Raw genomic sequence first — 13,220 nt, forward strand, 5'->3', positions numbered from 1 at the left:
CTCGCGTCAGCCCAGCATCACCGAGGCGCGGCCTTCTGCCAGCAGGGTGCCGGCGTGCAGGATGCGGAAGCCGTACTGCTGGCTGTCGGGCGTGTGCATCAGCAGCTCGGCATGGCCCTCCAGCGCCTGCTCGAGGCCGTCGAGCGTGTCCACGTGCAGCTGCACGCCGCGCAGTGCTACCAGCATGCCCGGTCGCACCGGCGCGCCGCTGGACTGGCCGAGCAGGCCGCCGTGCACGGCCATGGCCTGGGCGCCGTATTCGCACAGGTGCACCGCATGCAGCCGGCCATGCCGGCGCAGCGGATGGTCGGGCGCACGATGGCCGTGGCTGCGCAGGACCAGCGCCGTGTCGCTCCAGTCCAACACCTCCTCCCACAGGCACATCAGGCCCTGGTGCGGCACCAGCCGTGCGATCTCCGCGCGCGTGCGCGGCAGCGCAACCTCAGCCATGCGCGGCGGCCTGCGCGCCCGGCGCATCGTCGCCGCGCGCGTGCTCGCGCGAGACCAGCAGCGCCAGCACGAAGTTGAACACCACGCCCATCGCCACGGTCGAACCGATCGCGCGCAGCACCGGGATGCTGGACAGGCCGAGCAGCACGAACACCAGCAGCGTCATCAGGCTGCACACGATCAGCGCGTGCAGGGTGCGGCGCTGGTCGGCCGCATCGTCGCCGGCATGGTCGAAGAACAGTGCGTAGTCCAGCCCCAGCCCGGCGCCGAGGATCAGCGAGATCAGGTGGAACAGGTTGAGCTCCACGCCCGCGCCGCGCAGCACCGCCAGGATCAGCAGCACGCTCAGGCCCATCGGCAGCAGCACGCGCACGATGCGGCGGCGCTCGCGCAGCGACACGCTGACGGCGATGGCCAGCAGCACCGCGGCCACGCCCATGGCCACCAGCACGCGGTGGTAGGTGAGCACCAGCGTGCGCGAGGCCTCGCGCAGGTCCATCAGCTGCGCGCCCGTGCCTGCCAGCGCCGCGGTGAGCGCGGCCGGATCGCGCAGGCCGCTGAGCGAGACCAGGGCGGTGGTATGGCCCTCGCCTTCCAGCAGCAGGCCCTGCACGCCCGTGGCCAGCGGCGTGTCGGCCAGGTCCGGCGCGTCCAGCGGCCTGGCGGTGCGCGCCTGCTCCAGGTCGGCCAGGAACGGGGCGAAGACATCGCTGCGGAACGGCAGCCCGGCGGTGGCCTGTTCCAGCATCGTGCGCGCGGCCTGCGGCGCGGGCAGCTGCGCCTGGCGCTTGCGCTGGGTCGCGATGGTCGGCAGATAGCGCGCGGCCATGTCGTAGCTGGCCAGGTTGCCGGCGGCGACCTGCGCATCCAGGCGCGTGCGCAGGGCGGACGAGGCGGCCAGCGCGGCCTGCCGGTCGGGGGCCTGCAGGCTCAGCACGTACATCACGTCCGGCGCCCCCAGCTCGCTGCGCAGCTCCCCGTCCTGCATCAGCGATTCGCGCGGCACCGGAGTCAGTTTGGACAGGTCGTCCTGCCAGAACGGGGTCGGGCTGGCGACGATCACCACCGCCGCCGCCACGGCCAGGCCCAGCAGCGACCAGCGCGGCCGCGGCAGGCGATCGATCAGCACGAACAGCCGCGCCATCAGCCGCGAGTCGGCATAGTCGCGCGGCGAGGGATCGATCAGCGCCGGCAGCAGCAGACGCGTCAGCAGCGCCGCGCCACCCAGCCCGCAGATGGTGAACACCGCCAGCTGGCGCAGGCCTTCGACGCCGGAGAAGAAGAAGGTCACATATGCGATGCAGGTGGACACCACGCCGGTGGCCAGCGTCGGCCACAGATGGCGCGCGTTGGCGTAGGGCGAGAGCCCCGGACGCTGATGGCTGAACAGATGGATCGGATAGTCCTGCACCACGCCGATCAGGGTGAAGCCGAAGGCCAGCGTGATGCCATGCACCTGTTCGAAGCACAGCATCACCGCGACCATGCCCACCAGGCCGGCGCTGGCCAGCGGCAGCACGCCCAGCAGCGGGATCTTCCAGCTGCGGTAGGCGATCAGCAGCAGCAGGATCAGCCCGCCGGTGTCGAGCATGCCGATCCACTGGGTCTCGTTCTGCGTGCGCGTGCTGATCTCCACCGAGAACGCGCCCGGTCCGGTCAGCAGCAGCTGGCTGGTGCTGCCCTTGGCCACAGCCTCGAACGCGGCGCGGATGCCGCCCACCGCCTGCTGCTGGCCGCTGGGATCGAAGCCGCCGGCCACCGTCTCCACCACCAGCAGCGCGCGCTTGCCGGCCTTGTCGAACCACACCCCGTCGATCAGCTGCGGCGTGCTGGCCGGCTGCAGGCGCTGGGCCACGTACAGCAGTTCGAGCGTGGGATCGCGCGGCAGCATCGGCTCGATCATCTCGGCCGCCGGCGAACCCAGGTCCTGCACGCGCTCGGCCAGTTCGGCGTGCAGCGTGGCCGCGTCCAGCGGATGGGCGTCGTAGCGGTCGGTCAGCAGGAAGCGGTACGGCAGCCACTGGGCCGGGATCGCATCGCCCGGCGACACGTCGCCATTGGCGACCATCGAGATCGCCTCGCGCTGGCTGGCCAGGCGCGCGCGCAGCGCCTTGGACTGCGCCGCCAGCGTGGCCTGATCGCTGCCGGACATGGCCAGCAGCAGCAGGCGCGAACCGGGGCCTTCGCCCAGCTCGTCCAGCAGCAGCTTCTGCGCCGGGGTGCGCGCCTCGGGCATGAACTTGCGCAGGTCGCCGGACAGCTTGAGCGTGCTGCCGATCCACGCGCCGAGCGCGAGCAGCAGCGCCAGCCAGAGCAGCGCCAGGCCGGTGCGCGCGACGGGCGGCAGACTCACCCGGCGTGGCCGCGGCACAGCGCGGTCAGGGCCGCGCCGTCATCCACGCCCTGGGCCGCATGCGCCGCGCCGGCCAGCAGCGTGCGCTGGGCCTGGCCCTTGGCGTCGGTGGTCTCGATGCAGCGCAGCTCGGCGCCCTGCCCGTAGAGCTGGATGCCGCGCACCGGCACCTTGGCCGCGGTGGCGTCCTTGGGGTCCAGGCGCAGCTGCCAGGCCTGGCGCGTGCCGGTGGCGCTGAGCGCGTAATGCTGCTCGAGCTGGCTGGCGTCGCCGCTCAGCAGGGCGCCGAAGCCTTTTTGCAGATCGGCCAACTCCGGCGCGCGCGCCAGCGAGAAGGTACGCGTGGCCTTGCCGTCGCGCTCCAGCGTGGCGGTCTGGCCCTTCAGCGTGATCTTCTCGTGGTAGGGCGCGGTGACCTCGCGCACCAGGGTGGTGTCGGCCTGGCGCGCGTAGCGGCCTTCCACGCGCAGCGGCGCCTTGAGCAGGGCCGAGCCGCGCAGTTCGACGAACGGGGTGGAGATATCGCCGCTGCGGGCGATCTTGGACAGGATCCAGGCCGGATCGACCGCGTCAGGCGACGCGGCGGACAGCGGTGCGGCGCTGCACAGCAGCGTCAGCGTCAGCGCCCGGAACCACAGCGGCAGGATCCGGGTCGGGCTTGGTGTTCCAGAAATCATAGAAGTTGAACCAGTTGTAGGGCGCGGCGCACACATGATGCTCCAGCCGCGCGGCATAACCACGGATGAGTGCGCCCAGGGTCGCGGCGCGGTTGCGGCGCGGCACCTCCAGGCCTTCGCTGAAGGTCTCGAACGCCAGCGTGTAGCGCGCGCGGCCCTGGTACAGGCCGAAGGCCAGCACCACCGGCACCTTGAGCACCGCGCCGATCAGCCACGGCGAGGTCGGGAACTGCGCCTGCGCGCCGAGGAACTGCGCCGGCAGGCACGGGTCCTCCGGCCGCGCGCGGTCGACCAGCAGCGCGACCAGGTGGCCTTCGTCGGTGGCGTGCTTGATCGCCATGACGATCGAGGTGCTGTCCTGGCTGGCGTCGATGATGCAGTCGGCCAGGCGCGGGTTGAGCGCGGCCAGCATCTCGGTCATCGCCGGCGCCTGGGCCTTGTCCAGGACCACCTTGACCTGCACGTCCGGGCGCTCCTGGGCCAGCACGCGCAGCGCGTCGAAGCTGCCCAGGTGCGAGCCGAAGATCAGCACGCCGCGGCCCTTGTCCATCTGCGCATGCAGCTGGTCCAGGCCGGTGACGCCGACCTCGAACTCGCCCATGCGCCCGCTCAGCAGGAACACCCGGTCCAGGATCACCGAGGCGAAGGTGTGGATGTGGCGGGCGACATCGCGCCAGCGCACCGGGCGATGGAGCACGCGCGCCAGGTAGGCGCGCGAGGCGCGGCGCTCGGGCCCGCGCACGGCCATGAAGTACAGCGTGATCGGCCACAGCAGCGCGCGCGCCAGGCCGCGCCCGCCGTGGCAGGCGATGGCGCGCAGCACGCGCAGGGCCAGACGGTTGCCGCCCTCGGGGCGTTGCTTCCAGGCCGTGCTCATGCGACCACCACCTCGCCGCTGGCCAGCACGGTGTCCGCGCGCAGCACGCGGAACTTCCAGCGCGGCGCGGCGCCGTCCAGTTCCACCCGCGCGGTCTGGTCCGGCAGCAGCGGCTGGACGAACTTCACCTGCGGCAGGCGCAGCGCGCCGGGCAACGGGCCGTGCGCGGCGGCGATCGCCTCCAGCACATGGTCCAGCAGCACCACGCCGGGCACGATCGGCTGGCCTGGGAAATGGCCCGGCAGGGCCGGGTGGTCGGACGCGACGGCGAATTCCATGCCCTGGCTCAGATCCGGGGTTCCAGCATCGTGCGCACGGCGTCGTGGACACGCTGGGTGAGCGCCTGGCGGTCCAGCGGGTCGCCGGGCTGGTGCGGGTCGATCGGCGTGCCGATGCGTACCCGGATGGTGCCGGGCCGCACGCGGAACAGGCCCTGCGGCGGCAGCACCTTGCCGCAGCCGTCCAGCGCCACCGGAATCACCGGCACGCCGGCGTCGATGGCGGCCTGCAGCAGCCCGGCCTTGAACGGGGCCAGCTCGCCGGTGCGGCTGCGCGTGCCCTCGGGGAACAGGCACAGGGTCTGCCCGGCGGCCAGCAGCGCGGCGGCCTGGCGGCGCACGATCGCGCCGGCGCGACGGCTGTCGCGGTCCAGGAACAGCATGCCGGTGGCGCGCGCGTACCAGTTCACGAACGGCACCTTGCGCATCTCGTCCTTGAGCAGGAAGCGCAGCGGCACCGGCACGGCCATGTACAGCGCGCAGATGTCGATCACCGACTGGTGGTTGGAGACGATCAGATGCGGGCGCGACCAGTCGATGTCCTGCCCGCCTTCGACCACCAGTTTGGCGCCCGCCCCGGCCACCAGCACCGGCGCCCACACGCGCGGGGCCATGCGCAGCAGGCGCGCGACCGGCACGCCCAGCACGTAGAGCAGCAGCACCAGGCTGCACAGGGTGGCCGTCCAGAGCAGCGTGAACGCCAGTTGCAGCAGGTTCCAGGCGCCCCAGGCCAGTTGGCCCAGGGACCTCGACGGCTGCACGTCCATGTTCTCTGTCGAAATGCTCATGCCCGACAGGATACCCGGCCGCCGCGCACTTGGGCGGCGGGATTTTGCGATTTTTTAACGCCGCTCCGAGCCGCGCCCCTGGACCGCGCGCGGCCGCCTTCAGCGCAGCACATCGCGCCAGAAGCCCGGCCCCAGCCGCGCCAGCTGGCGCACGAAGTCGACGAAGTTGCGGTACGGCCGCACCGGAAACCAGCGCGCGCGCAGCAGGTATTCGCCCAGGAAGAACCCGCCGATCACCCCGTAGCCGAGCAGGTTGGCGAACAGCGAGGCATGCGCGTCGGAGATCGGCCAGGGCGAGGGACGGCCCAGCTGCGCCAGCACGCCGCCGGGCACCGCGCACAGCGCCAGCACCAGGTTGGCGAGGGTCATGCCGGCCAGCAGCGCGGTCCAGGCCTGGGTCAGGCGCCGGGTGTAGCGGCGCTGGTCGTCGCTGAGCGGCTGCCCGGCCTGCGCGTACAGGCCCTCGACGATGCGCCCGATCAGCGGCACGCGCCCGGCGCGCAGGCTGCGGCCGAAGAACCACGCCACCCAGCCGGTAAACACCACCGGCGGGGCGGTCAGCAGCAGCAGCGCATGCGGCGAGCGCCACAGCGGCACCAGGGCGGCCAGCAGCAGCGCGGCCAGCGCCCAGGCCCACCAGCGCCTCCGGGCGATCGGTTCGATCAGCAGCATCAGCACCAGCGCCGCGCCGGCCAGCACAGCCAGGTCGCTGCGGCCGCTGGCATTGGCCCAGTGCGCCAGCGGCGAATAGACCACGGCCAGCACCAGCGCCGCGCCGATCGCCCAGGGCGCGGCGTCGGCCGGCGCGCCCGGCTCAGGCGCGCGCATGGAGGACCGGGCGGACCGGGACCTCAGACGGTCCGGTTGGCCTGGACATGGGCCGACAGCGCGCGCAGCGAGGCGAAGATGCGCTGGTTGTCCTCGTTGTCCGAGCGCAGCTGGAAGCCGTACTTCTTGCCGATCGCCAAGGCCAGCTCCAGCGCATCGATCGAGTCCAGGCCCAGGCCGGTGTTGAACAGCGGCGCCTCCGGGTCGATCGCGCCGGCGTCCACGTCCTCCAGGTTCAGACTCTCGACCAGCAGCTGGGCCAGTTCGTGTTCTTCGGGCGTTTGCGCGGACATGCGGCAGCGGTTTCCAGGGCGTTGAAGGTGCGACACGATGGTGCAAAGGACGGCCGCGCGCAACCTTCGGGCAATGTGGCCGCGCAGGCTATGATGACGCCCTTGTCAGGACTGCCACACGCGAAGGTTCGCGCCGCATGACCCCCGCCACCGCTGCCCAGCCCGCCGCCGATCCCGGCGCCGCCGCGGCCCTGGCCACCGCCCCGACTGGGGCGCCCGACGCCACGCCCGACGTGCTGATCGTCGGCGGCGGCCCGGCCGGCAGCACCGCGGCGATCCTGCTGGCCCGCGCCGGCTGGCGCGTGACCCTGCTGGAGAAGGACCACCATCCGCGCTTCCACATCGGCGAATCGCTGCTGCCGATGACCATGCCGCTGCTGGAGCGGCTGGGCGTGCTGGAGGACATGCGCGCGATCGGCACGCTCAAGCTCGGCGCGGACTTCCCCGACGAGCAGGGCGGCTACAACACCTTCAAGTTCGCCCGCGCGCTGGACGCCAAGAGCCCGTTCGCCCTGCAGGTGCCGCGCGCGGACTTCGACCGGATCCTGTTCGACAAGGCCCGCGGCGAAGGCGTGGACGCGCACGAGGGCACGGCGGTGACCGGCGTGGCCTTCGAGGGCGAGCAACCCGTGGTGCGGGTGCGCCAGCACGGCACCGAACTGACCCTGCGCCCGCAGTGGCTGCTGGACGCCAGCGGCCGCGACGCCTTCCTCGGCGGCCGGCTCAAGCTCAAGCGCAAGAACCCGCGCCACCAGTCGGCCGCGGTGTTCAGCCACTTCCGCGGCGTGGCCCGGCGGCCCGGCGAGGACGCGGGCAACATCAGCATCTACCGCCATGCGCACGGCTGGATGTGGCTGATCCCGCTGCCGGACGATGTGATGAGCGTGGGCGCGGTGTGCTTCCCCGACTACCTCAAGACCCGCAGCGGCGATCTGGAAGGCTTCCTGCGCCAGACCCTGGCGCTGAACGACGAGGTCGCCCAGCGCATGGCCGGCGCCCAGCGCGTGGCCCCGGTCCACGCCACCGGCAACTACGCCTACGAATGCACGCGCATGAGCGGACCGCGCTGGCTGCTGCTGGGCGATGCCTATGCCTTCGTCGACCCGATGTTCTCCTCCGGCGTGTTCCTGGCCATGCACAGCGCCGAACAGGGCGCGGCGATGGTCGATGCCGCGCTGCGCGCGCCGCGGCAGGCCACGCGCCTGCGCCGCCGGCTGCAGCGGCGGCTGGACGCCGGCCTGGACGAGTTCAAGTGGTTCATCTACCGCTTCACCTCGCCGACCATGCGCCACCTGTTCGCCAACCCGCGCGACGTGCTGGAGGTCGAATCGGCGGTGGTGGCGATGCTGGCCGGCGACGTGTTCGACAGCCCGCGCGTGCTGCGCCGGCTGCGCGTGTTCCGCCTGATCTACGCCGCGCACGTGGCGATCATGGTGCCGGCCGCCCTGCGCGCCTGGCGCAGGCGGCGGCGCCAGCTGGCCGAGGGCTTTACCGGCGACACACTGCAGGCCGATTAAACTGATCGCGTGAACTCGCTCTCCGCTTCCGTGCCCCTCGACGCGTCCACCCTGACGGTGGACTACCTCCACGACACCACGCCGCAGGCGCTGCTCGGCCGACGACCGCGTGCTGGCGGTGTTCGGCTTCGGCCCCGAGGCGCCCGTCGACGACGATCCGCGCTACCTGCGCGTGCCGCTGGCGCCCTACGGCGCGGCGCCGCTGGAAGTCTGGCGCAGCACCCGCCCGGTCGTGCGCGGGCGCGACGGGGCGATCGCCTGGGCCAGCGACGGGACCCTGCAGTTCGGCGCGATCCAGATCGACGAGGTCGACGGCGACATCGAGACCGCCGCCGTCCAGGCCTATGCGCAGCTGTCCGGCTTCGTGCCCGACAGCGCCACCCCGCACCTGCTGCGCGTGTGGAATTACCTGGACGACATCACCGAAGGCGAGGGCGACGCCGAGCGCTACCGTCACTTCTGCGTGGGCCGCGCGCGTGGCTTGGGCCGCTTCGACACCGCGCAGCTGCCGGCGGCCACCGCGATCGGGCGCGTCGATGGCCGCCGCACCCTGCAGGTGTACTGGCTGGCCAGCCGCGAGCCGGGCACGCCGGTGGAGAACCCGCGCCAGGTCAGCGCCTATCGCTATCCGCGCCAGTACGGCCCGCAGCCGCCGAGCTTCGCCCGCGCCATGCTGCCGCCGCCGTCGGTGCACGCCCCGCTGCTGCTGTCCGGCACCGCCTCGGTGGTCGGCCACCAGAGCCTGCACGGCGACTCCACCGCCGCGCAGCTGGAGGAGACCTTCGCCAACTTCGACAGCCTGCTCGCCAGCGCGCGCCGGCACCGGCCGACACTGCCGGCGCAGTTCGACGCCAGCACCCGGTTGAAGGTCTACGTGCGCGACGCCGCCGAGCTGCCCCTGGCCGCCGACCTGCTCGCCCAGCGCCTGCCGCCCTCGGTGCCGTGCCTGATCCTGCACGCGGCCGTGTGCCGCCGCGACCTGCGCATCGAGATCGACGGCGTCCACAGCTGAGCGCGCCGTCGCCGCCATTGGCCGAAGAGCCACCAGGGTTCTCCCACCTGTAGAGCGGAGCTTGCTCCGCTGGGGCTTTCCCGCGAACCGAACGAAAAGCAGCGGAGCAAGCTCCGCTCTACAACCCCGCGAACCGAACGGAAAGCATCGGAGCCCCCCAAAAGGGATTGCCACAAGCTCCGCTCTGCAACGAGGCCGCGACCGAGGGAAGAGCGGACGCGGCCCGCCGGACCGCTGCCCTTCCGAAGCCAGCGCTCAAGCACCCAAGTCGCTCAGCCAGGACAGAGGCCTTTAAAAGCCCCCGCCAAAAGCTCAATCACCGCAAAGCTTCGGCGTGACATCAGGCACGCCTCCATCGGGCGAGAACGGCAGATCCCCTTCCTCGGGCGCGGGCGCGCTCCAGTCCTGCTGCCACTGACGCGCCAGGGCATCGGCCTGCGCGACCTGGGCATCGGACATGTTGCCGCGCAGCCAATCGATGTTGCGCTGGAGCGCGCCGGCGCGGAACCGCTGCATCGGCGCCTGCGCCTGCGCGGACTGCGTGCTGGCCAGCGCCTGCTGCGCCCGCAGATAGAGCGCCAGCGACTTGCTCGGATCCGGCGTCACCACCTGCGCCAGATACGTGCGCCGGCCGGTATCGCGCTGCGGCGAATACGCCCCGGCCAGCGCCATCGTGGCCTGGAGGCTGCCGCGCTCGGCCGCCTGCAGCGCCAGCCCTTCGGCCTCGTTGCGATAAAGCTGCAGCTGCGGCAGCACCTGCAGCGTGTCGCGGGTGCGGAACGCGTTGCCGACCGCGTACTGCGTCAGCGCCGGCAGACTGCCGCCCAGCGCCGCATCGCGCCACAGGCCCGCGCGCTGGGCCGGCGACATCGCCGGCACCCCCTCGCAGCCTTCCGAATCCTGCAGCAGCTGCTGGCCGCGCGCGAGGGACGTGCGCTCCATGTTCTCCTGCGCCTTGGCGCGCCGCGCGGGCTCCATGCCCTCCAGCATGCGCTGCTGCTGTCGGGTCATGTCGTCGAACTGCGCCAGCTGCAGGCGCACGCGCTCGCACTGCTCCAGCTCGGCCGCCAGCCGGCAGGCCGCGCGCGCATCGCCGTTGCCGGCGCGCCGCTGGAGATCGTCGAACACCAGCCGCAGCGGCGTGCCCGTCACCGGCAGCGGCGTGGTGCTGGCCGGCAGCGCGCTGACGGTGGGCGTAGAGGTAGCGCGCGCGGGGGTCTCGGGCGCGGCCACGGCGGCCTGCGTCGGCTCGGGCCTGGCGCGCAACGCCCACCACCCCAGCCCCGCGAGCGCCGCGGCGAGCGCGACGCCGGCGATCACCGCAGCCGGTTTCATGTCGCCTCCCCGAGCAGGCGCAGCACCTCGGCGCGCGGCAGCTTGCCGGTGTCGGTGCGCGGCAGCGCCTCGACGAAGCGCACCCGCCGCGGCAGGAACACCGGATCCATCGCCCCGCGCAGCGCGGCCAGCAGATCGCCCTCGGACAGGCCCAGCGCCACCACCAGCGCGGCGATACGGCGCACCTTGCCGGGGCTGTCGAGCTGCACCATCACGCCATCGCGCACGCCGGGCACCGCGCGCAGGCGGCGGGTCAGGTCGGCCAGCGAGGCGCGCTTGCCGGCGATCTCGAGCAGGTCGGCCTGGCGCCCGTGCACGATGAAGCGCCCGTCGCCGAGCACTTCGGTCAGGTCGGCCAGCGCCACCGGCTGGCGCAGATGCGGCGCGGCGATCAGCGTGCCGTCCGGCTGCGGCTGCACGCTCACCCCGGGCAGCGGGGTCCAGGCGCGTTCGATGGCGGTGCGGCGCCTGGCGAAGATGCAGGTCTCGGTCGAGCCGAAGATCTCGCGCACCTGGCCGCCGAAGCGCGCCTCAGCCTGGCGCGCCAGCGCCTGCTCCAGCGGCGCGGTCGCCGACACGCAGCCGGCGATGGCCGGCAGCGACACGCCCGACTCGACCAGGGCGCGCAGGTGCACCGGCGTGGTGATCAGCATGCGCGGCGCGGGCACGTCGGCCAGCGCACGCGCCACATCCTGCGGGAAGAACGGGCGCTCCCCGTGCAGCACCGCCTCGGTCAGCAGCGGCACCATCACCGACTGCTCCAGGCCGAACATGTGCTGGGCCGGCACGGTGGCGACGATGCTCGGCCGCGCGCCGTCCCACAGGTCGGCCATCGCCGCGACCAGCTGTGCGGTGCTGGCGCGGAACTGCGCCAGCGTCTTGGGGAAGGCCTTCGGCGCGCCGGTGCTGCCGGAGGTGAAGGCCACGGCGAACACCGCGTCCTCATCGACCTCGGGCACCGGGCCGTCGGCCTCGTCCAGCACCTCGGGCAGGCGCCAGTAGTGCGGCGGCGCGACGGCCAGCGCCTGATCGCCCAGCGCGTAGGTGGCCGGCTGCCGCGCCATCACCTCGTCCACCACCGCCGGCGCGCGCGAGGGCGGCAGCAGGGTGACCTGCCCGCGCAGCGCCACCGCGCACAGGGCGACCATGAAGCGGTAGCGGTCCTCGCACAGGTTGACCGCGTGGGTGCCGGCCGGCAGCCGCGCCGCCAGCGCACGCACCTGCGCGTGGAAGGTGTGCAGCGCGATGTCGCGCCCGCCCGCACGGGCGATCACCCGTTCGGGCGTTCCGGCCCCCAGCGCGCAGCGTCCTGCCGGGCGGGGCAGGGTTTCGATGACAGCCGACATGGCGTGGTGTGAGGTCCTCGTGCGTGACGCGCGCAGCCTGCCGGGCGCGTCCTGATGCGTCCTTGAATCAGTACTCCAGCAGGCGCAGCGCGGCATCGCGCGGCAGCTTGCCGGTCTCCCCGCGCGGCAGCGCGGCGACGAAGCGGATGCGCCGCGGCAGGAACACCGGGTCCATCGCCGTGCGCAGCTGCGCGAGCAGCTCGGTCTCGTTCATGCCCGGGGCGACCACCAGCGCGGCGATGCGGGCCACGCCCATCTCGTCGGGCGCCAGCTGCAGCACCGCGCCGTCGCGCACGCCGGGCACGGCCTGCAGGCGGCGGGTCAGATCGCCCAGCGAGGCGCGCTTGCCGGCGATCTCGAGCAGGTCGGCCTGGCGCCCGCGCAGGTGGAAGCGGCCGTCGGGCTCGACCTCCATCAGGTCGGCCAGCGGCACGGGCTGCGGCAGGTGGCGCGCGTGCACCAGCGTGCCGTCCGGCTGCGGCTGCACCCAAACGCCGGGCAGCGGCGTCCAGGCCGTGTCCAGCGCGGTGCGGCGCTTGGCGAAGATGCAGGTCTCGGTCGAGCCGAAGGTCTCGCGCAGCTCGCCGCCGAAGCGCGCCTCGGCCGCCTGCGCCAGCGCCTGCTCCAGCGGCGCGGTGGCCGAGACATAGCCGGCGATGGGCGGCAGCGACACCCCCGACTCGACCAGCGCGCGCAGGTGCACAGGCGTGGTCACCAGCACGCGCGGGGCCGGCATCTGCGCCAGCGCGCTGGCCACGTCCTGCGGGAAGAACGGCTTGCCGCCGTGCACGCAGGCATCGCTCATCAGCGGCATCACCACCGACATCTCCATGCCGTACATGTGCTGCGGCGGCACGGTGGCCACCAGGCTGGGCGTGGCCTGGCCCCACAGGTCGGCCACGGCGCTGAGGTTCTGCGCGTTACTGGTGCGGAAGGCTGCCAGGGTCTTGGGGAAGGGCTTGGGCGCGCCGGTGCTGCCGGAGGTGAAGCCGATGCAGACCACCGCGTCCTCGGGCACTTCCGGCACGGGGCCATCGAGATGGCTCAGCGTGTCGGGCAGGCGCCAGTAGCCGGCCGGGGCCGGGTCGATGGGCAGGTCGCCCAGCGCGTAGGTGTCGGCATGGCGGTCCATCACGTCGGCCACCACCGCCGGCGCGCGCGAGGACGGCAGCAGGGTCACCTGCCCGCGCAGGGCCACGGCGCAGAACGCCACCAGGAAGCGGTAGCGGTCCTCGCACAGATTGACCGCGTGGCGCCCGGCCGGCAGCTGCGCGGCCAGCGCGCGCACGTGGCCGTGGAAGGTGGCCAGATCGATGGCCGCACCGCCGCTGCGGGCGATGATCCGCGTGGGCGCCCCGAGGCCCAGCGGGCACAGGCCGGCGCGCTGCGGCGCGGATTCGACAACGGCTGACATCAAGACATTCCCCTGGCTGCACCCCGGTCCTGGTCGCCGGGCGAACGGTACT

The 13,220-nt window shown here is 73.0% G+C and carries 12 protein-coding genes and 1 pseudogene; 2 read left to right on the top strand and 11 right to left on the bottom strand.

Translation table 11 applies throughout. The features are described 5' to 3' along the window. Positions 1–6: 6 nt before the first annotated feature. The 8 genes from QE438_RS12820 to QE438_RS12855 all read right to left on the bottom strand — a co-directional run bounded on the left by QE438_RS12820 (position 7) and on the right by QE438_RS12855 (position 6,544). Positions 7–450 carry a phosphotransferase gene (locus tag QE438_RS12820; protein ID WP_306995142.1) on the bottom strand — a complete coding sequence of 148 codons (444 nt, stop codon included), beginning with the start codon at positions 448–450 and terminating at the stop codon, positions 7–9. Beyond that, on the bottom strand, positions 443–2,803 hold the full coding sequence (locus QE438_RS12825) for an MMPL family transporter (RefSeq protein WP_306995140.1): 2,361 nt from the start codon (positions 2,801–2,803) through the stop codon (positions 443–445). The genes QE438_RS12820 and QE438_RS12825 overlap by 8 nt, the downstream gene beginning before the upstream one ends. Further along, complete coding sequence (locus QE438_RS12830) at positions 2,800–3,480, bottom strand: LolA-related protein (protein WP_306995138.1); 681 nt, start codon at positions 3,478–3,480, stop codon at positions 2,800–2,802. The genes QE438_RS12825 and QE438_RS12830 overlap by 4 nt, the downstream gene beginning before the upstream one ends. Further along, complete coding sequence (locus QE438_RS12835) at positions 3,374–4,357, bottom strand: acyltransferase (RefSeq protein ID WP_306995136.1); 984 nt, start codon at positions 4,355–4,357, stop codon at positions 3,374–3,376. Before QE438_RS12835 ends, QE438_RS12830 begins: the two co-directional genes overlap by 107 nt. Next, complete coding sequence (locus QE438_RS12840; RefSeq protein WP_130532421.1) at positions 4,354–4,635, bottom strand: hypothetical protein; 282 nt, start codon at positions 4,633–4,635, stop codon at positions 4,354–4,356. Before QE438_RS12840 ends, QE438_RS12835 begins: the two co-directional genes overlap by 4 nt. Positions 4,636–4,643: 8 nt before the next feature. Beyond that, on the bottom strand, positions 4,644–5,402 hold the full coding sequence (locus QE438_RS12845) for a lysophospholipid acyltransferase family protein (RefSeq protein WP_306996319.1): 759 nt from the start codon (positions 5,400–5,402) through the stop codon (positions 4,644–4,646). A 120-nt stretch (positions 5,403–5,522) separates the two neighbouring features. Then, positions 5,523–6,251, bottom strand: a complete 729-nt coding sequence (locus tag QE438_RS12850; RefSeq protein ID WP_306995133.1) for a ketosynthase — start codon at positions 6,249–6,251, stop codon at positions 5,523–5,525. Between the two features lie 23 nt (positions 6,252–6,274). After that, positions 6,275–6,544 (bottom strand): phosphopantetheine-binding protein, encoded by a 270-nt coding sequence (locus tag QE438_RS12855; RefSeq protein WP_130521821.1) that lies wholly within the window; start codon positions 6,542–6,544, stop codon positions 6,275–6,277. A 233-nt stretch (positions 6,545–6,777) separates the two neighbouring features. Between QE438_RS12855 and QE438_RS12860 the strand changes: the two genes are divergently transcribed. Together QE438_RS12860 and QE438_RS12865 are read left to right on the top strand one after the other, a co-directional pair. Continuing rightward, on the top strand, positions 6,778–8,061 hold the full coding sequence (locus QE438_RS12860) for an NAD(P)/FAD-dependent oxidoreductase (RefSeq protein WP_306996317.1): 1,284 nt from the start codon (positions 6,778–6,780) through the stop codon (positions 8,059–8,061). Positions 8,062–8,070: 9 nt separating this feature from the next. Continuing rightward, positions 8,071–9,073, top strand: a pseudogene (locus QE438_RS12865) (pteridine-dependent deoxygenase). A 312-nt stretch (positions 9,074–9,385) separates the two neighbouring features. On the opposite strand, the gene QE438_RS12870 reads toward QE438_RS12865, so the two are convergent. From QE438_RS12870 to QE438_RS12880, 3 genes are all read right to left on the bottom strand, one after another. After that, positions 9,386–10,408, bottom strand: a complete 1,023-nt coding sequence (locus QE438_RS12870) for a hypothetical protein (RefSeq protein WP_306995128.1) — start codon at positions 10,406–10,408, stop codon at positions 9,386–9,388. After that, on the bottom strand, positions 10,405–11,754 hold the full coding sequence (locus QE438_RS12875) for an AMP-binding protein (RefSeq protein ID WP_306995126.1): 1,350 nt from the start codon (positions 11,752–11,754) through the stop codon (positions 10,405–10,407). The genes QE438_RS12870 and QE438_RS12875 overlap by 4 nt, the downstream gene beginning before the upstream one ends. A 67-nt stretch (positions 11,755–11,821) precedes the next feature. Beyond that, positions 11,822–13,168 carry an AMP-binding protein gene (locus QE438_RS12880; protein ID WP_307184132.1) on the bottom strand — a complete coding sequence of 449 codons (1,347 nt, stop codon included), beginning with the start codon at positions 13,166–13,168 and terminating at the stop codon, positions 11,822–11,824. Positions 13,169–13,220: the final 52 nt, after the last annotated feature.

The organism is Pseudoxanthomonas sp. SORGH_AS_0997 (genome assembly GCF_031453535.1).
Taxonomy (GTDB): domain Bacteria; phylum Pseudomonadota; class Gammaproteobacteria; order Xanthomonadales; family Xanthomonadaceae; genus Pseudoxanthomonas_A; species Pseudoxanthomonas_A winnipegensis.

What these genes read in the sequence shown, in the direction of transcription:
- QE438_RS12820 (WP_306995142.1), bottom strand. Translation starts at nt 450, where the DNA reads ATGGCTGAGGTTGCGCTGCCGCGCACGCGCGCGGAGATCGCACGGCTG.
- QE438_RS12830 (WP_306995138.1), bottom strand. Translation starts at nt 3,480, where the DNA reads ATGATTTCTGGAACACCAAGCCCGACCCGGATCCTGCCGCTGTGGTTC.
- QE438_RS12835 (WP_306995136.1), bottom strand. Translation starts at nt 4,357, where the DNA reads ATGAGCACGGCCTGGAAGCAACGCCCCGAGGGCGGCAACCGTCTGGCC.
- QE438_RS12840 (WP_130532421.1), bottom strand. Translation starts at nt 4,635, where the DNA reads ATGGAATTCGCCGTCGCGTCCGACCACCCGGCCCTGCCGGGCCATTTC.
- QE438_RS12845 (WP_306996319.1), bottom strand. Translation starts at nt 5,402, where the DNA reads ATGGACGTGCAGCCGTCGAGGTCCCTGGGCCAACTGGCCTGGGGCGCC.
- QE438_RS12850 (WP_306995133.1), bottom strand. Translation starts at nt 6,251, where the DNA reads ATGCGCGCGCCTGAGCCGGGCGCGCCGGCCGACGCCGCGCCCTGGGCG.
- QE438_RS12855 (WP_130521821.1), bottom strand. Translation starts at nt 6,544, where the DNA reads ATGTCCGCGCAAACGCCCGAAGAACACGAACTGGCCCAGCTGCTGGTC.
- QE438_RS12870 (WP_306995128.1), bottom strand. Translation starts at nt 10,408, where the DNA reads ATGAAACCGGCTGCGGTGATCGCCGGCGTCGCGCTCGCCGCGGCGCTC.
- QE438_RS12875 (WP_306995126.1), bottom strand. Translation starts at nt 11,754, where the DNA reads ATGTCGGCTGTCATCGAAACCCTGCCCCGCCCGGCAGGACGCTGCGCG.
- QE438_RS12880 (WP_307184132.1), bottom strand. Translation starts at nt 13,168, where the DNA reads ATGTCAGCCGTTGTCGAATCCGCGCCGCAGCGCGCCGGCCTGTGCCCG.